The organism is Streptomyces sp. NPDC042364, assembly GCF_056437585.1.
Genome location: NZ_JBWKAJ010000038.1, coordinates 1 through 16,840 on the forward strand (window position 1 = coordinate 1; position 16,840 = coordinate 16,840).

General features: G+C 72.3%; 12 protein-coding genes and 3 pseudogenes. 5 read left to right on the forward strand and 10 right to left on the reverse strand.

Annotation, left to right across the window (positions count from 1 at the left end):
* Positions 1-94 (forward strand): annotated as a pseudogene (locus AC067N_RS37880) (sarcosine oxidase subunit gamma); the annotation flags it as partial.
* Between the two features lie 195 nt (positions 95-289).
* Here the strand turns inward: AC067N_RS37880 and AC067N_RS37885 are convergent.
* The 4 genes and pseudogenes from AC067N_RS37885 to AC067N_RS37900 form a co-directional block, all read right to left on the reverse strand.
* Positions 290-473: pseudogene (locus AC067N_RS37885) on the reverse strand (serine hydroxymethyltransferase); the annotation flags it as partial.
* Positions 467-1,729, reverse strand: a complete 1,263-nt coding sequence (locus AC067N_RS37890) for a sugar ABC transporter permease (RefSeq protein WP_478683530.1) — start codon at positions 1,727-1,729, stop codon at positions 467-469. The gene AC067N_RS37890 and the pseudogene AC067N_RS37885, both read right to left, overlap by 7 nt.
* 13 nt (positions 1,730-1,742) lie before the next feature.
* Positions 1,743-2,516, reverse strand: coding sequence for an ATP-binding cassette domain-containing protein (locus AC067N_RS37895; RefSeq protein WP_063799076.1), 774 nt, complete (start codon positions 2,514-2,516; stop codon positions 1,743-1,745).
* Between the two features lie 48 nt (positions 2,517-2,564).
* Positions 2,565-3,659, reverse strand: coding sequence for a sugar ABC transporter substrate-binding protein (locus AC067N_RS37900; protein WP_478683500.1), 1,095 nt, complete (start codon positions 3,657-3,659; stop codon positions 2,565-2,567).
* 301 nt (positions 3,660-3,960) lie between these two features.
* Here AC067N_RS37900 and AC067N_RS37905 point away from each other — a divergent pair, with 301 nt between their 5' ends.
* The 4 genes from AC067N_RS37905 (at position 3,961) to AC067N_RS37920 (ending at position 9,685) form a co-directional block, all read left to right on the forward strand.
* Positions 3,961-6,498, forward strand: coding sequence for a SpoIIE family protein phosphatase (locus AC067N_RS37905; RefSeq protein ID WP_478683501.1), 2,538 nt, complete (start codon positions 3,961-3,963; stop codon positions 6,496-6,498).
* Entirely contained in the window at positions 6,495-7,577 is a 1,083-nt protein-coding gene (locus AC067N_RS37910) for a substrate-binding domain-containing protein (RefSeq protein WP_478683502.1), read from the forward strand. The genes AC067N_RS37905 and AC067N_RS37910 overlap by 4 nt, the downstream gene beginning before the upstream one ends.
* A gap of 452 nt (positions 7,578-8,029) precedes the next feature.
* Positions 8,030-9,067 (forward strand): M48 family metallopeptidase, encoded by a 1,038-nt coding sequence (locus AC067N_RS37915; RefSeq protein WP_478683503.1) that lies wholly within the window; start codon positions 8,030-8,032, stop codon positions 9,065-9,067.
* Between the two features lie 120 nt (positions 9,068-9,187).
* On the forward strand, positions 9,188-9,685 hold the full coding sequence (locus AC067N_RS37920; protein ID WP_478683504.1) for an N-acetyltransferase family protein: 498 nt from the start codon (positions 9,188-9,190) through the stop codon (positions 9,683-9,685).
* Here AC067N_RS37920 and AC067N_RS37925 read toward each other — a convergent pair.
* The 6 genes and pseudogenes from AC067N_RS37925 to AC067N_RS37950 form a co-directional block, all read right to left on the reverse strand.
* Positions 9,676-10,680 (reverse strand): phosphotransferase family protein, encoded by a 1,005-nt coding sequence (locus AC067N_RS37925; RefSeq protein WP_478683505.1) that lies wholly within the window; start codon positions 10,678-10,680, stop codon positions 9,676-9,678. The two genes, AC067N_RS37920 and AC067N_RS37925, sit on opposite strands and share 10 nt — an antisense overlap.
* 143 nt (positions 10,681-10,823) lie before the next feature.
* Positions 10,824-11,267, reverse strand: a pseudogene (locus AC067N_RS37930) (DUF6098 family protein); the annotation flags it as partial.
* A gap of 21 nt (positions 11,268-11,288) precedes the next feature.
* Positions 11,289-11,459, reverse strand: coding sequence for a hypothetical protein (locus tag AC067N_RS37935; RefSeq protein ID WP_478683506.1), 171 nt, complete (start codon positions 11,457-11,459; stop codon positions 11,289-11,291).
* Positions 11,456-12,010, reverse strand: a complete 555-nt coding sequence (locus tag AC067N_RS37940; protein ID WP_478683507.1) for a hypothetical protein — start codon at positions 12,008-12,010, stop codon at positions 11,456-11,458. The genes AC067N_RS37935 and AC067N_RS37940 overlap by 4 nt, the downstream gene beginning before the upstream one ends.
* A 729-nt stretch (positions 12,011-12,739) precedes the next feature.
* Positions 12,740-13,624, reverse strand: a complete 885-nt coding sequence (locus AC067N_RS37945) for an SDR family oxidoreductase (RefSeq protein ID WP_478683508.1) — start codon at positions 13,622-13,624, stop codon at positions 12,740-12,742.
* 102 nt (positions 13,625-13,726) lie between these two features.
* Entirely contained in the window at positions 13,727-16,624 is a 2,898-nt protein-coding gene (locus AC067N_RS37950) for a M4 family metallopeptidase (protein ID WP_478683509.1), read from the reverse strand.
* Between the last annotated feature and the right edge of the window lie 216 nt (positions 16,625-16,840).

A 16,840-nucleotide genomic window follows, 5' to 3' on the forward strand; every position in this document is an offset into this window, starting at 1 on the left:
CGAACCCAGCACCGGATTCTGGATCCTGGTCCGCTCCTCCTTCGCCGGCCACCTCGCCGACTGGCTCCTCGACGCGGCCACCGAGTACATGTGAGCGACCTCCCCGGAGGACCGGCGGAGCGGCGGGTGGTCAGACCCGGGTGTCGAGCCACACCCTGCTCCGCCGGCCCGCGCTCGGGACCGCTCCTCTACAGGCGACAACGGTGAGCGTGCCGTTGCCCGTGATCCGGTGAACGGGCCCCGGCCCGAGGGGTTCAGGAGTCGGCCGGGGCAGCGAGGCGGGCTTTAAGTCCAGCTGCCGCGGGTACGCCGACCAGCCGGCGATGATCACCTTGGGGCGGTGCACCTTGGCGAGGTGTTCGGCCGGCCGGGCCGGCGCGAACAGGGTGGTCTGGTTGGCGGAGGCGCCGGAGTGGAGCTGGACGATGGGGCTGGACGTGGGCGTACTCGGCGCCGAACGGGGCGGTCAGGCGCGGCCGTGTGCTTCCTGGGAGCGGCGTGACAGGGAGTCGATGACCACCGCGGCGAACAGCACCCCACCCGTGATCATGAACTGGACGGCGACGGGCGTGTCCGTGATGGCCATGCCCGAGGCGATCGACTGGATGACCAGTATCCCGAGCATCGCCGACCAGGTCGTGCCGCGCCCCCCGAACAGGCTGGTGCCGCCGATGACGGCCGCCGCGATCGCGTTGAGCAGCAGGACCCCCGAACCGGAGCTCTGGCTCACCGACGTGATGCGGGAGGCGAGGAACAGACCGCCGATCCCGGCCATGGTGCCCGACACCGCCAGCACCGCCGTCTGTACCCCGGTCACATTGAGGCTGGCGCGGCGCGCGGCCTCGACGCCGCCGCCGAGCGCGTACACCTGCCGTCCGTAGTGGGTGCGGCGGAGCACGAGGTCGAGGCCGGCCACCACCACCAGGAAGACGAGCAGGGCGAGCGGCAGCCCCTGGAATCTGTTGAGGACATAGGCGATGACGAACGCCGGCACCGCCACGACCCCCGTGCGCACCGCGATGCCCGTCACCGAGCGGTGCGGCATACCGACGGCCATACGGCGCTTTCTGTCCTGCTGGGAGGCGACGAACACCATGACCGCACTGATCGCCGCCACACCGTAGGCGGCCGCGTCATGGCTGAAGTAGTGGCTGGTCAGTCTGGCGACGATGCCGTCCTCGTCGAGGTTGACGGTGCCGCTGGTGCCCAGGATGTAGAGCATGAGGCCGTTCCAGGTGAGCAGGCCCGCCAGGGTGACGACGAACGCGGGCACCCGGGTTCTGGCGAAGGAGAAACCCTGGACGGTGCCGGCGGCGGTGCCCGCGAGCACCGCGATGACCAGCGCCAGCCATTCGGGCACTCCGTTGTTCACGTTCAGCACGGCGAAGACGGCGGCGGCGAGGCCGCTGATCGCGCCGACCGACAGATCCAGCTCGCCGATCAGCAGTACGAAGACGATCCCCACGGCGATCAGCCCCGTGCCCACGATGTCCACGCTGAGGTTGGACAGGTTCCGGGGCGAGAGGAAGTTCTCGTTGAGGATCTGGAAGGTGATCCAGACGGCGGCGAGGACGAGGACGACGGGCAGCGAGGTCAGCTCTCCGGAGCTGAGCTTGCGTCGGAGGACGGCGAGCCCGCGCTCCATCGCCCCCGCGACGACCCGTCCGCGCCGCGGCTCACCGTTCTCGGGGCCGGAGCCGGTCGGCTCCGTTCTCGGGTCCTCCCGCATCTCGCGCATCCCCTCACCACCCCGCCTCGGGGGCGGCCACCCGCCGGGGCACGTTCTCCGTGGCGCCGGTGATGCAGGCGATGATCTGTTCCTGGGACGCGGTGTTCACATCGAAGAAGCCGTTGTTGCGGCCGAGCCGCAGCACGGCGGCCCGGTCCGCGAGCGCCTTGACGTCGCCCATGTTGTGGCTGATGAGCAGGACCCCGAGACCCCGGTCGCGCAGTTGGTCGACGAGGTCCAGGACCTCGTTGGTCTGCTCGAGCCCCAGGGCCGCGGTCGGCTCGTCCAGGATCAGCACACGGGGCTCGCCCAGCAGGGAGCGGGCGATGGCGACCGTCTGCCGCTGACCGCTGGACAGCGCGACGACGGGGGCGCGCAGATCGGGGATGCCCCTGGTCAGCCGGTCCAGCAGATGTCTGGTCCGGCGCTCCATCTCCACCTCGTCGAGCAACCCGAACCTGCGGATCTCACGCCCGAGGAACAGATTGCCGACGACGTCCAGGTTCCCGCACAGCGCGAGGTCCTGGTAGACGGTGGCGATACCGAGATCACGGGCGTCATGGGGGCGCCTGATGTGGACCCTGCCGCCCTCCCACTCGATGACCCCCCGGTCCGCGGGGGCCACCCCGGAGATCACCTTGACCAGGGTCGACTTGCCGGCCCCGTTGTCGCCCAGGAGGGCGACGACCTGTCCGGCGTGGATCTCCAGCTCGACGTCCTTCAGGACGTCGACGACGCCGAAACGCTTGCACACACCGCGCAGCGCCAGCAAGGGGGGACTCGGCACGGGCAACCATCTCCTCACCGGGGCGCGGGGCCCGGTCGTGACCGGCTGTCAGGTCAGGCCGGCCTTCTCGCAGGCGGCCTGTACTGCGGGGGTGCAGATCTCCTCGACCGTGTAGGCGCCGTCCCGCACCAGGGTGTCCTTGATCGTTTCGGAGGTCACGGCCACCGGGGTGAGCATGACGGCGGGCACCGTCCTGCCGTCGGTGGTCACGGTGTCCGTGGCCACCTCGTCGAGACTGTCACCGCGGGCCGCCGCCACCGCCATGGCGGCGCCGGCGGAGGCCTCGGGCGCGAAGGGCTTGTAGACGGTCATGTACTGGTCGCCCGTGACGATCCGTTGGACGGCACGCAGTTCGGCGTCCTGGCCGGTGATCGGCGGCAGCGGGTCGACCTTGTTCGCCTTCAGGGCGGAGATGCTGCCGGCGGCGAGACCGTCGTTCGCGGCGTACACCCCGTCGATGGACTCGGCGCCGAGGCTGGATATGGCGCTGGACATGTTCATGTTCGCGGTCTCCGCCCGCCACTGGGCGGTGTCGTACTCCTTGCCGATCTTCACCTTGCCCTCGAGCACGGACCGCGCGCCCTTCTTGAACGCCACCGCGTTGGGGTCGCTGAGATCGCCGTGCATCATGACGATCTGGGCGTCGTCCGCGCCCTCGCCCATGGCCGTCAGCAGGGCCTCGCCCTGGAGCCGGCCCACCTCCTCGCCGTCGAAGGAGACGTAACCGGAGATGGGACCTTCGGCGAGCCGGTCGTAGGCGATGACCGGGATGCCCGCGTCCGCCGCCTTCCCGACCGAGCTCGCGAGTGCCCTGGAGTCCACGGCCACGAGCACGATGGCATCCACCCCTCGGGTGATCATGGACTCCATCTGCTCCTGCTGGGCGGCCACCTCGCCCTTCGCGTTGCCGTACTCGACCTCGCACTCGGCGCAGCGCTCCTTGATCTCCCGCTCCAGCAGCAGCCTGTCCCGGGTCTCCCACCGCGCCGTGGTGGAGTCCGGCAGCAGCACGGCGATCGTCGTGGCGCCGCTGGCGCCGCCCGACGTGTCGTCGGTGGTGTCGTCTGCCCCGCAGGCGGTGAGGACGACGGCCGTCGAGACCGCGGTCGCGGCGGCGGCCGCGTCCCGGATGCGGGCCTTCATGTGACAGACCTCCTCGCCCTTCGCCGCGTCGCCCCTCGACCGCGCGCGGGGAGGACCGTGTGCGTCGCGGAGCCGGGGACGCGTGTCCGGTCGCGGAGCGGCGCCGCCCGGCTTCGGAACGTACCGCGTGGAAGCGGCGGGGCGACCACGTCGTCAGTGTGTCACCGGCCGAGATGTTCTGCGAATGCTGAGCCTCCGACCCTTCTGCGGTGCTGTCCGGTTGGTTCGTATATGCGATTCTGGTAGGTGAGTGCCTGATCTTGTCAGGACTCGCGGCATGGACGGGAGGAAGGTTGCGGACATGCCCCATGACGGCCCTGTCCAGGCCGGAGTCTCGGAGCCGCGGATGTCCGGGTACGGTGCCGCCGACAACCGCTACCACTCCCTGCTGCCGGAGGCCGCGGCGAGCGAACGGGCGCTGACCTTCGCCGGAGCGGCGGTCGCCGCCGTCTACACGGCCGGTGCCACGGACCCGGAGCTCCGGCTGGTGGAGACGACGGGACGGGGTACCGCCGCCGCGTACGCACCGCCCGAACGGCTGCCCCTGTCCGGCCCCTCTGCGGCGGCGCACGCCGTCCGCACCGGCCGGCCGCTCTGGCTCGACCCCCCGGCGCTCGCGGGCTACACGGAGGGCGGGCCGATTCCGCCGGGCACGCGGGCCTCGCTGGGCGCCCTGCCCCTGAGGACGGAGGGCGGACGCCTGGGCTGTCTGGTCGTCATGGGGCCGTCCGCCGCCGGTTTCGACCCCGAGCAGCGCGGCTTCCTCGGCCGGTACGCCGACGCCGTCGCCGATGTACTGCGCGCCGGTGACGGCGGTGCCGTGCCGGCGTCGCCACTGACCACCGCCCTGCGCAACATGCACGTCGGCTCCTTCACCCTGGTGCCGGACACCGGCCTCATCGAGGCGGACGAGACCCTCCTCAACCTGGTCGGAATCACCCCGGAGGAGTTCGACGGCAAGGCGGACACCCTGCTGGCCCACGCCTTCCCGGAGGACATGCACGCCCTCATGTCGGTGGTGGAGCCCACCACCCAGGCGGTCGAACGGCGGGAGCTGGAGTTCCGCGTCCGCTGTCCCACGGGCGGGATGCGCTGGCTGAGCCTCGGCTGCCGCGTCCTGGCCGGCGCCGACGGCCGGCCCGAACGGGTGCAGGGCATCGTGACGGCGGCCTCGGAGTTCCGCCGCACCGCGGACGACGTCTCCAGGATCCAGTGGCTGACGGCGGCACTCGACGACGCCACCACCGTCCGGGACGTCGGCCGGGTCGTCGTCGGCGCGCTGCGCGAGCCGCTCGGCGCCGACCGGGTGGCGCTCGCCGAACTCCAGGGCGACCGGCTCGTCGTGACCGTGCTGGACCCGCCCCAGACCGTCTACTGGCCCGAGAGATGGCGCGCCGAATGGCGATCCGAATGGCCCGAGGCACCGATCAGCGCCCTGCCCACCCTCAGGGCCGCCCTGCGGGACGGACGCATGGACCTGTGGCCGGCGGGCACGGAGTTCGAGCCGGGGCTGGCCGGTGTCGGGTCCGGCGGTCTGGCCGTCCTGCCGCTGCCCGCCAAGGGCCGTGCCGTCGGAGTGTGCCTGATCGGCTGGGACCGTCCGCACGAGTTCGTCCCCGACGAGCGGTCCCTGCTCACCGCGACCGCCGCGCTCGTCGGCGACGCGCTCAAACGCGCGCAGGCGCACGACGCCGAGCAGGAGCTCGCGACGATGCTCCAGCGCAGTCTGCTGCCCCGGCGTCTGCCCGACCTGCCCGGCGGCACCGCCGTCGCCCGCTATGTGCCCGCGCGGCAGGGCCTCCAGGTCGGCGGCGACTGGTACGACGTCATCGCCCTCTCCGAGGACCGGGTGGCGCTCGTCATCGGCGACGTCCAGGGACACAGCGCCGGCGCCGCGACGATCATGGGCCAGATGCGTACGGCCGTCCGCGCCTACGCGGTCGAGGGGCACCCGCCCGACGTGGTCATCTCGCACGCCAACCGGCTCCTCGTCGGCATGGAGACCGACCTGTTCGCCACCTGCTGCTACGCCGAACTGGACATGGAGGAGGACAACATCCTCTTCGTCCGCGCCGGACACCTCTCCCCGGTGATGCGCCACGCCGACGGCCGCACCAGCGAGGTGCTGGTCGAGGGCGGGCCCCCGCTCGGCATCCTCGCGGACGCCGAATTCCCCATGACCGCCGTCCCGATCGTTCCCGGCACGGTGCTCGCGATGGTCACCGACGGCCTGGTCGAGGCATCCGACCTGCCGCTGGACGAGGGCATGCGCCGGATCAGCGCCGCACTCGCCGCCGCCGATCCGACGGACCCCGGGCGGATGGCCGACGGCCTCCTCGGCGACTTCGGCCCCCGCGAGGACGACGTGGCGCTGCTGCTGCTGCGCTACGACGGGATGCGCACCCGGCCGGTCAAGGCCGGCTGGGCGGTGTGGCGGTTGCCGGACGCGGTCATGCACGCCCGCCGCTTCACAGCGCGCACCCTGCGCCGGTGGCAGGCGCAGGAGGTGGCCGACGCGGTGCTGCTGGTCGTCTCGGAACTCGTCACCAACGCCCTGGTGCACACCCAGGGCCCCGTCCGTATCGACCTCACCCTGCGCGGCAACCGGGTGCGCGTCTGCGTCAGCGACTCCTCGCCCCGCGCCCCCGCCAAGCCGGTGATCGTGGACTGGGAGTCGACCGGCGGGCGCGGACTGATGCTCGTCGAGGCGCTGTCCGACTCCTTCGGCTCGGTGCCGGTCGCCGGCGGCAAACAGGTGTGGAGCGAGATCGTCGTACCGAGACCCGAGGAGGCCCCCGCGGACCCGGGGACCCGAACAGGACCGAGGGGCCTGGCATGAGAACACGTAGGGGACAGGTCACCGCGGCGGTCGTCACCGTGCTCATGGCGATGTCCCTGGCCGCTTGCGGAGATGACGACGAACCGGGCCGGGACGGCTTCACCGTCGGTCTGCTCCTGCCGAGCGGAGCGATCCCCCGCTGGGAGCAGTTCGACAAGCCGCTGATCGAGAGGCAGATCAAGGAACTGTGTCCCCGCTGCACCCTGGAGTACGCGAACGCCGAGAACGACGCGGCCCGTCAGCGGGAACAGGTCACCTCCATGATCACCAAGGGGGCCGAGGTCCTGATCCTCGACGCCGCCGACACCAGGGCGATCCGCTCCTCCATCCAGGAGGCCCGCCGCGCGGGCGTCCACGTCGTCGCCTACGACCGGCTCGCCGAAGGCCCCATCTCGGGCTATGTCTCCTTCAACGGGGCACAGGTCGGGCGGCTCCAGGGCACGGCCCTGCTGAAGGCGATGGGCCCGGACGCGAAGGGCGGGACCGTGGTCATGATGAACGGCGACCCGGCCAGCCCCAATGCGGCCTGGTACCGGGAGGGCGCCCTGTCCGCCCTCAAGGGCAAGGTGAGGATAGGCAGGGAGTACGTGACCCGGGGGTGGAGCTCGGACAACGCCCACGCCAACATGGTCGCCGCCATCGCGGCCCTCGGCCCGAACCGGATCGAGGGTGTCCTCGCGGTCAACGACGCGATCGCCGCCGGGGTCGTCTCCGCCCTCAAGAAGGCCGGCGTCCGTGACTTCCCCCCGGTGACCGGCCAGGACGCCGACCTCGACGCCGTGCGGCGCATCGTCCGGGGCGAACAGACCATGACGGTGTACAAGTCCTTCAAGGCGGAGGCCTCCGCGGCGGCCCGCATGGCCGTCGCCCTGGGTCGCGGCGAGGACCTGGACGACATCGCCACCACCACGACCGACAGCCCCACCACCGAGGACATCCCGACCGTGCTGCTCGCGCCGACCCCCGTGACGGTCGACACCATCGAGGCAACCATCGTCGAGGACGGCGTCTACACCGCCGATCAGATCTGCACCCCCGGACTCCGCTCCGCATGCGAACGGGCGGGACTCACCCGGTAGGCGCCCCGTGCGCACCGGGCACTGCTCCCCGACGGGCGAACGCCGCCGGCCTGCACGACAGCGGACCCGCGCATGTATCACCCCATGTCGGCACCGCGCTGGTTCTTGCTCCCGAGCATCGCTGTGACGGGACTCCGCCGTCCCGGCCGTGCCCTCCATCCTGTCCCTGGCACGACTACTGGATCTCTTCCGGCCCCGGCGCAGTCAGCACTCAGGACCGGCCGGAAGTCCCCTCCACAGTTGGCGTGCTCCAGATGCCAGGCCACAACTACCGTCTTTGGCAAACTGGTTAGGGGGCGCGAGAAGCAGGTCCCCCCTTATGATCTCCGCATCCGACGGGGGAGGACATGTTGCGGCAGCCGCAGGTGGCGGGGGTGGCGGGGAGCGTGGGACCCGGCCGGGGGAGAGCGGCCACTGCGGCCGCGTACGGCATCGCGTGCATGGTGCACCTCATGACGGCCGGGATGCTGGTCGGCGGGTCGGCGCTCGTCGTGTTCGGCTGGGCGACGGTCGTGCAGCCGGTGATAGGGCTGATCCTGCTCGGCATCGCCGTCCAACTGCGCCCCCGCTTCGGCGCCCTCGCGTCCGACTGGCCCACCCTGCGGCGCGGTGCTGCGCCCGCGCTCTTCGCGCTGCTCGACACGATCGCGGACGCGCTCGGCGAGCGACGCGTCGACGCCGTGCGGATCACCTCGGAATACGCCGTGCGGGTTTCCGCCTACGGCATCCGGCGCAACCGGGTGCTGGACCTCGGGCTCCCGCTCTGGGTGAGGTCCGGCCCGGAGCGGCGGGTCGCCGCGATCGCGCAGGCGCTGGCGCTCTTCGGCGCTGATGTGCGGCAGAGCGCGCTGCTGGGTACGGCCCTGACCTCGTTGAAGGGCGGGATGGAACTGGCGGCGGCCCGTTCCGAAGCGCCGGCGGGCATCTGGCAGGCGCCCCCGGGCGCCCACCACGCCGGCGAGATGGCCGAGGCCTCGCACAATCTCAGGAAGCGCGGACGGATCGTCAACTACGTGCTGTGGATACCGCAGTTGGTGATGCGAGGCCTCACCCGCTCCCTGCTTCGGCTGACGCTCCCGGCGGCGCGGCGCGCGGAGTTCCGGGCGGACGTCGAGGCGGCCAGGGTCGCCTCCACCCCGGCGGTGGTCACCTTGCTGCGTGACCGGCGTTCGGCCGGCAGCGTGGGCAACGAGATGCACCGACTCGCCGTCGCCACCCGTACCTTCGGCCGCGGCGACAGGGTGCGGAACGCGGAGCGGGACTTCTGGACGAAGATCGCCGCCCATGCGACGGGCCTGCCCGACCACGGGCCGGACGGCGCGGCCGACACCGAGGCCGACGACCCGCGTGTCGCCCGGCTGTCCCGGGAGACCGAGCGGCCCGCGGGGGTCACACTCGACGGAGCGGAAGCGGACACCATCGAGAGCGAGCTGGAACAGGCGCGGCGACTGGTGGCGCGCAAGGTCATCCAGGACGGCGTGCCGGCCTGATCCGACAGCGGACGACCCGAGTCGGCGACAAGGCCAAGGTTGCCGGATCGAGCACTCCCTCCCGCATCAGGCGCTCAATCCACTGGACGCTGTTCGGTGCCGTGACCGATGATCTCCGGCATGATCCGGTCAGCCACTGTGAACGACATCGCGGACATCCGCGCGATGATCCGCGAACTCGCCGAGTACGAAAAGGCGGTGGAGCAGGCCCGGGCGACCGGGGACCAACTCCGGGAGGCGCTCTTCGGCGCGCACCCCGCCGCGTACGCCCTGATCGCCGAGGACGAGGAGACGGGCGAGAGCGTGGGCTACGCCCTGTGGTTCCCCCGCTTCTCGACCTGGACCGGTACGCGTGGCATGCATCTGGAGGATCTCTACGTACGGCCGGCGGCACGGGGCGGAGGGTACGGCAAGGCCCTGCTCGCGTCGCTGGCCGCGATCTGCAGACGGGAGGGCTTCGAGCGCTTCGAGTGGTGGGTCCTCGACTGGAACGAACCGGCGATCGGCTTCTACAAGTCGCTCGGCGCCGAACTCCTGGAGGAGTGGACGGTGTGCCGGCTGAGCGGTGACCCCCTCGGAGACCTCGCGGCGCAGGCTCCCGGAGTTCCTCAGCCGTAGCGATCGAAGAGGGCGTGGAGGTAGGTCTCCAGCCGCGCGGTGAGGACCGCGGGTGTCAGATCGCGGCGGCCCACCTCCCGCCACGGGACGGCCACCTTCTCGGCGTCCGGAGCGAAGGCCAGGGCATCCAGCAGCCGCCAGTACAGATGGGCGGCGGGATCCTCCGCCAACCGCCCGCCGGCCGCGGCATAGCGGTCGGCGAAGCGCATGCCCTCAGGAACCCCGTGCAGCAGGGCCAGCGCCGTCGAGCAGTGCGCCACGTCCAGGTCGGCGGGGCCCCAGGACGTCTCCACCCAGTCCACGACGCCGCTGACGCGGAGGCCGTCCCCGTGACCGGTGAAGAGGACGTTGCCCGGATGGAAGTCCCGGTGCAGGAAGCAGGGCCGGTGCTCCGGGGGCTCCCGCCGGATCACCTCCACGGCAGCCCGCCACAGCTCGGGCCGTCGCGTCCCTTCGGGCGGACTCACCGGCTCGGGAGAGGTCCACGCCTGATAGGCGCGGGGCCGCTGCCCCTCGTCCACCGCCAGCCGGTGGACGGCCAGTAGTTGACGGGCCAGCAGCTCGTCACGACGGTCGGCGTCCGAGGCGTCCAGGCGTACGGAACCCGGCAGCAGGGACATCAGCAACGAGGGGTGGTCGCAGTGCTCGCCGGTCGCGTCCACCGCGACCGGCGTCGCCGCCGGGACCTCCGTGCCGCCGAGCAGGCGCAGCACGTTCGCCTCGCGGGTCAGCAGTCCCTCCGCGTGCCGTACGAAGAAGGGCTTCACGAAGGACCTCAGCACCAGCGAGCGCCGACCGCCGGGACCCGCCACGTCCAGCCGGCGCATCTCCGACGTCCAGCCGCCACGCAGCCGCGTGACGGCCACGATCCGTTCCGCCTCGGACAACTGCTTCTCGACCCAGGCGCGGGTCGCCGTCCATCCCTCCCGCACGACTGCCGTTCCCCTCGGTGATCCACCACGGTCGGAACAGCACGCTATCAGCGGGGCCGACATCAACCGGGGCCTGGAGGACGGGCGACGGGCCCGCCGGGACGCGACCCGTCGTCCCCGGCCGGACCCGGAGTTGAGTCCCCGAGCCGCTCCCGCTCCCGGTCCCGGGCTCGGCCGGGCGGCGGGGCGCTCCCGGACGGCTCGTCGCCGTCACGTCGCATGGGGCCCCATGCGCCTTCCTGGCGGTCGACGGTCTCCTCCGCCTCCTTGATGAGCGCGTCGTCGATCCAGCCGACGGGTTCGATGTCACCGAGGAGAGGTTCGTTGTCCGGCCCCCGGCCCCCGACCCGGCCGCGCAGAATCCACGGCCGGACTCCCGGTCCCCTCTCGCGCGGCAGATGCGAGTAGTCGTACAGGCGCCGCGCCACCCACAGCTCCACGGGCCGGTCCTCCCACCAGGGCTCCAGGTCGAGCGGGTTCGCGGACAGCCCCGGGAGCCGGACGCCCGTGAGGCCGTCCCGGCTGGTGGCGAGGTCCCGGTCCGCGTCGGGACCGTGTGACCAGCGGATGTGCAGACCGGGGGTGTGCTGGACCAGGTCGGCCAGCTCCTCGAGGGTCCGCAGGACGGGGAGTTCGTCTCGGGTGCTCATCGACTCGTCATCGTCGTCATGTCAGGGATTGCGGCCCGCGTCGCCGTTCGCGTCGCCGTCCTCGGTCTCGTGGTCGCGTGCTCCCTCCGCCTGGGAAGGGGGCGTTCGGGGCACCTGCTCGTCCGGGCCCGGTTCGCGGCCGGTGTCGATGTCCGGTTCGCCCCCCGCCCGGGACGGGGTCTTTTCGCTCATCGGTGTGCTCCCGGGCTGCCGGGGAGGGGCGTGTGGAAGGTGGACGCGATCTGCTCCCGGTGCAACTCCTCCAGGGCCCGCAGCTGCCCGTGGCCGCGCTGGAGCAGCTCATCTAGGACCTCCGGGTCCAGACGGTCGTCGCTCTCGGACAGCTGCCGCAGCGCCTCCCAGCATGCGATCTTGCCGGACACCCCCATCCGCAGCATCTCCAGCTCGACCACCGTGCTGAGCGGGGAACGGCGTATCAGCCGGCCGTTCGCCTTCAGCCGCCCCAGCTTCTCGGCGGTCCAGCCCGCGACGACCTTGTAGCGACGCGCCGGAATGTGCAGCCGGTGCAGGAGGTCCGTCAGGCTCCGCCGGTCCTTGGCGATCTCACCGGCGATCGTCGCGAGGGTCGGGCCGAAGGCGGTGTCCCGGCAGGACCTGGCCAGATAGTGGGCGCGGTCGGTGCCCGCGGTGGCACCGGCCAGATGGTCGTTGAGGTAGATGGCGAGCAGGTCCGTGTCCGTCCGCCGGGCGGCGGCGGGACGGGTCCGTGTCGTATGACTCATCGCGATGCTCCTTCGTGGTCCCGCGGGCGCGACCGGGCGCGCCCGGCTTCCCGGGCGCATCGCGAGCAGCCACCGGAAACCGGAGGCACTGCCGAGCCCCCCGGCGGCCACCGCGGACACCTGTGCCTGTTATGTGCCATATGTGGGGTGCTCATGCTGCGGGTACCCGATCACACCTGGGGAAACGCGGCCGTGCGGGCGGCCCGCAGAGCCTGCTGTCGGTCCCCTCGGCGCCGGACGCGCGAGTCGCGTGGGTCCTCCTCCCTCCGGTCCGGCAGCCGGGCCGGGAGCCCCACCGGGTCGACGAGGGCCGTCACGGTGACCGCCGCGCGCCGGTTCCCCACCGGGGCGCCATGCGACGGTGTCGTGCGGGCGAAGTGGGCGACCGTATGTGATCGGCGGGCCGGGGACGGATTCCGGCGTCCAGCCGGGCGGGGGATGACGAGGGGGCGCGGCAGTTCCCTCTCGGCCGGGCCGGTGGGGGCCCGCCCGGTCGGGACGGCGGGACGCGGCCCTGGCGGACGCTGATGGGTCCGGGCCGCGGCGGCCGTCCGGCCGAAGCCGGACGCCCCCGCCTCCCGGCGGGCGACCGAGGGGCTGGGACCCTTCTGATGGATCTCCGGGGGAGAGTGCGAGCCGGGCCCGCGACGCCGGGGGGATCCATCAGGAGAGCCCCAGGGCTCACCCTGCACCCGCCCTCGTCCGCGCCCCCGTCCGGGGGGCGGCCCGTCAGGGCAGGGGGGTGCCGCCGGTGGCGTTGAGGATCTCCGCCGTGATGTAACTCGCCCGGTCGGAGGCGAGGAACACATACGCCGGGGCCATCTCGGCGGGCTGTGCGGCCCGCCCCAGCGGTGCCTGCTTGCCGAACTCCTCGGTGTCGGGCAGCGTCGCCGGGATCAGCGGCGTCCACACCGGCCCCGGCGCCACCGCGTTCACCCGGACCCCGCGCGGCGCGAGCATCTGCGCCAGCCCCTGCGTGAACGTGACGATGGCGCCCTTGGTCATCGCGTAGTCGAGGAGATGCGGACTCGGCTTGTACGCCTGCACCGAGGTGCTGTTGATGATCGATCCGCCCGCCGGGATGTGCGGCAGCGCCAGCTTGCACAGCCAGAACATGCCGTACAGGTTCGTCCGCACGACCCGGTCGAACTGCTCCGTCGAGATGCCCTCGATGCCGTCGGACTGCGCCATCTGGTACGCGGCGTTGTTCACCAGCACGTCGATCCGGCCGAACTCCGCGACCGCCCGCTCGATCAGCCCCCGGCACTGCTCCTCGTCACGGACGTCGCACGGGACGGCGACCGCCTTCCGCCCGGCGTCCTCGACGAGCCGGGACGTCTCCCGCGCGTCGTCCGCCTCCTCGGGCAGATGCGTGAACAGCACGTCCGCGCCCTCCCGGGCGTACGCCAGGGCGACCGCCCTGCCGATCCCGGAGTCCCCGCCCGTCAGCACAGCAGTGCGGTCCTTGAGCAGTCCGCTGCCCCGGTAGGACTCCTCCCCGTGGTCCGGAGGAGGGTCCATGGGGCCGGTCCGGCCCGGATGTTCCTGGTCCTGCTGCGGAAATTCCGGCCGGGGATGCCGTTCGACCGGGTTCCGCCGCTCGTCGTCGCTCATGAGCACAGGCCCTTCGTCCTCGCGTCGGTATGTGAACGGCGCCCTCACGGACCCCGCGCGCCCCGAGTGCCCTGACGCGCGGAGTCCATACGCGGGGCCCGGTCAGTCGCACCGGCCGCTCGGCCTGGCCCGGGTCACCACCTCACCGGTGCCGGTGGTCGCGTCCAGCCACACCACGCGGGTGCCCGGCGCCGCGGCGGCGGAGAGCTGCTCGCCCCGGTTGCAGGAGACCCGGCCCCGGCGCACACCGCTGCCGTCCGGCGAGAACTGCCACAGCTTGGACAGCGCCTCGTTGCGGGGCACGGTGTCCGGTGTCCGGGCGACCATCGTCACCGCTCCGTCGGAGGCCGTCACATCGGAGACGTTCAGCGCCTGCGCACCCGTCTCCGGGCTGAGGTCGGTGACGCCCGAACCGTCGAGTCCGGCGCGGCGCAGCGCCGTCATCCCGTTCCCGTCGATCTCGTCGAGCAGCCAGTACGCCTGCCCGCCCGCTACGGCCGTCGGGCCCAGACCCGTGCCGGGTGCGGCGATCTGGACGACGCTCTCCTCACCGGTCGCGATGTCGATCACCCGGGTGCTGGACTCGTAGACATGGGCCACCCGCCGCCGGTCCTGGTAGACGAGCTTGCCGTCGCTCAGCGACGGCCAGGTCGCCCGGCGGTAGGTGCCCCCGCCGCGCGAGACCTTGTCCGCCGGGTCCTTCAGACTCAGATAGGCGATGGCGGCACGCCCGCCGTGGTTGCTGTAGGCGTAGGCGACCACGTCACCGTCGACGTCCAGGGCGCGCCCGATGCTCCGGTGGTGGGCGAGGACCTTCACCGGCCCGCCCGCGAGGGGCCGCGCGAGGATGTCGATGCCGTTCGACCCGTGGGCCTGCCACACCACCGTCTTCCCGTCGGTGGCCGGATTGACGTGATAGCGGCCGTCGTTGGGGCTCATCAGCTTCAGCCGTCCGGTGCCGTCCGTGCGCCCCGCCCACACCGAGTACGGCTCCGTGCCGTCCTCGTTGGAGGAGGCGGCCGCCCACCAGTCGCCGCCGGCGCCCAGGCGGGTGTCGGCGGTGTTGACGCGTTCGAGCAGCGTGTCGGAGTCGACACCGAGGGCCAGCTCCCAGTTGGGCACGATGCCATGGGCGTTGAACGCCCGCCGCACGGCCGTCAGGTCCTGCCCGGTGACGCCCAGGTCCTTCGCGGCGGCGATCACCGCGTCCCGGCCCTGGGTGAACCCGTCGAGCGGGGTGAGGTAGTCGGTCAGCGCCCGGTACACGATCCGGTCGGCGCGCGCGGCGCCGAGGTCCTCACGGATGTCCCACAACGCACCCGAGAAGATCGTCGAGTTGAGATGCACGCCCCCGCTGTCGGTGCCGAAGCCGACGCCGAGGAACGACCTGGCGGTGGTCCGCCCGTCGTTCAGATCGCGGAACGCGCACTCGCCCGCCGGTCTGGTACGGCACAGCCGCTCGCCGAGCAGGCCCGCGGTCGGGTCGTCCATGGAGACGCCGTGGACGTCCGTCTCGATGGCGTTGCCGAAGTAGTCGGCGATCGCCTCGTTCAGGGCACCGGACTGGCCCGCGTAGACGAGGCCGGCCGAGTGGTCGACGACACCGTGGGTCATCTCGTGGCCCACGACGTCCAGTCCCGCGGAGAGCGGGCGGTACTCCGCGTCACCGTTGCCGTACACCATCTTCTGGCCGTCCCAGAAGGCGTTCACGTACGGCTGCCCGCCGTCGGTCACCCCGGTCAGCGAGTGGACGGACATGCCCCGTCCGTCGAGACTGTCCCGGCCGTGCCGGTTCCTGAAGTAGTCGTACACCTGCCCGGCGGCCCAGTGCGCGTCCACCGCGCCCGCCTCGGTGGCCTCGGAGCCGAAGGCCGGGGTCGGCGACGAGAACAGCGGTAGTTCCGGCGGCCACACACCGGCCACGTCCGTGACCCCGAGGCCCCTGGCGTCCCAGGTGCCGAGGAAGTCGCCGGAGTCGTTCTGGATCCGCGAGTGGTCGCGCAGGAGGTACATGCCCTGGATCTCGTCCTGCCCGACCCGCAGTTCCACGGACTTCCCGTCCAGCTTGACGCCGGAGCCCGCCGGATCGGCCGCCCGCGCGGCCCGGCCGGCCGCCTTCCCCGCCCCGGCCGTGCGAGGCGTGGTACGAGGCGTGCCGAACGTCTTGATACCGCTGTACTGGAGCACCGGGTATCCGGCGCGCGCGTCGATGTACACCTCGCGCAGCACCGGCTCGCCGCCCGCCGGGTTCCGGCCCCGCACGGTGATGTGCCGGGTGAGCACACCCGCGCCGGCGGGCAGCACGACCAGACCGTGGGAGGTTCCGGTCAGCGGTGCCGTGTCCTCGTCGACGTCCTCGAACGCGGTGAAGTCCCGGGCGTCCAGATCGGACCGTACGGCGTCGACCGCCCGTTCGACGGCGAGTGCGTCGTCGACCTCGGCCGTGGTGTCGGTCCGCAGCCCCGTGAAGTACTTGCCCGAGGTGCCGGTGACGATCCGCCGGCCGTCGTCTCCCTTCTCCATACGGACGACGTACTGGCCGCCCAGCACCGGCACGCCGCGGTGCTGCTGCCGCAGCCGTACGGTCTCCCGCCCGTCGTCCGTCCTGGTGGTCCCGGCCGGTTCCAGGTCGCGCACCGGGTTCGCGATGCGGTAGCGGTCCCGCTCGGCGGCCAGATGGGCGCGCGCGGCGTCCGCCGCGCTTCGGGCGGCCGGGGCCCGCTCCCAGATGTCGTCCACCAGCGCGGGCGTCGCCGTCCGCTGGCCCGGCACCACCTCGCCGGGGGCCGGAGGCGGCGTGTCCTCCCCGGTCGCCGCGCCGGCGGGGACCGCCGACACGACGAGTGCGGCGACGCCCAACAGCGCCGCCGCACCCGATATACCGCTTCGTCGTGCGCTGGATAACCCTGCTGATCTCCCGGAACGTGCTCTGCGCTGACGCACTGTCTCCCCCCACGGAGTCGGCTGTCCGGCGGCTGTCGACCGCCGGCCAGGGGTCATGGAACAGGCGATGCGGCGTCCCATCAACGGGGCGGGGGTTCCCACAGACGACTTCCGGCCCCTCACACGGCGGCCCGAAGGCGCCGCGTGAGGGACCGGAAAGCGGCCGACGGCCGTGAGCCCCCGTGCCGGACGGCGGGCCATACGGTTCGAAACACGCCAATGCCGCCCCGGAGCCATCACGCCCCGCCCCTCCCTCACGGCCCCCGCCCGAGC

Bases quoted from the DNA above. Each gene is read 5' to 3' on its own strand.
- AC067N_RS37890 (WP_478683530.1), bottom strand. From the start codon at position 1,729: ATGCGGGAGGACCCGAGAACGGAGCCGACCGGCTCCGGCCCCGAGAAC.
- AC067N_RS37900 (WP_478683500.1), bottom strand. From the start codon at position 3,659: ATGAAGGCCCGCATCCGGGACGCGGCCGCCGCCGCGACCGCGGTCTCG.
- AC067N_RS37905 (WP_478683501.1), top strand. From the start codon at position 3,961: ATGCCCCATGACGGCCCTGTCCAGGCCGGAGTCTCGGAGCCGCGGATG.
- AC067N_RS37910 (WP_478683502.1), top strand. From the start codon at position 6,495: ATGAGAACACGTAGGGGACAGGTCACCGCGGCGGTCGTCACCGTGCTC.
- AC067N_RS37915 (WP_478683503.1), top strand. From the start codon at position 8,030: ATGACGGCCGGGATGCTGGTCGGCGGGTCGGCGCTCGTCGTGTTCGGC.
- AC067N_RS37920 (WP_478683504.1), top strand. From the start codon at position 9,188: ATGATCCGGTCAGCCACTGTGAACGACATCGCGGACATCCGCGCGATG.
- AC067N_RS37925 (WP_478683505.1), bottom strand. From the start codon at position 10,680: ATGTCGGCCCCGCTGATAGCGTGCTGTTCCGACCGTGGTGGATCACCG.
- AC067N_RS37935 (WP_478683506.1), bottom strand. From the start codon at position 11,459: ATGAGCGAAAAGACCCCGTCCCGGGCGGGGGGCGAACCGGACATCGAC.
- AC067N_RS37940 (WP_478683507.1), bottom strand. From the start codon at position 12,010: ATGAGTCATACGACACGGACCCGTCCCGCCGCCGCCCGGCGGACGGAC.
- AC067N_RS37945 (WP_478683508.1), bottom strand. From the start codon at position 13,624: ATGAGCGACGACGAGCGGCGGAACCCGGTCGAACGGCATCCCCGGCCG.
- AC067N_RS37950 (WP_478683509.1), bottom strand. From the start codon at position 16,624: ATGACCCCTGGCCGGCGGTCGACAGCCGCCGGACAGCCGACTCCGTGG.